At 59.4% G+C, this 239-nt stretch carries 1 protein-coding gene; it reads right to left on the minus strand.

Annotated features, from left to right (window positions below):
- Positions 1 to 239: S49 family peptidase (locus tag SB764_RS44315; protein WP_410867352.1), on the minus strand; the 239-nt coding region annotated here is incomplete at both ends.

Below are 239 nucleotides of genomic sequence, written 5' to 3' on the forward strand. Positions count from 1 at the left end.
CCGCTTGGCCAGATAGTCGCGAATTTCGGGGTCGCCGCCGAGCTGATCGACGAGCTTGACCTTCAGCGCCTGGCGGCCTGTATAGATCGTCCCATCGGCAAGCTTAAGTACTTCATCGCGTGGCATTTTCCGGCGATCGGCAACGAGATCGACGAACCAGGCATAGCTGTCCTGGACCATGCTGTTGATCATTGCCTTGGCTTCCTCGCTGGTGTTGTGGAAGGGCGAGGGCTCGGCCT

The organism is Paraburkholderia sp. SIMBA_027 (assembly GCF_046535315.1).
Lineage (GTDB): Bacteria > Pseudomonadota > Gammaproteobacteria > Burkholderiales > Burkholderiaceae > Paraburkholderia > Paraburkholderia tropica.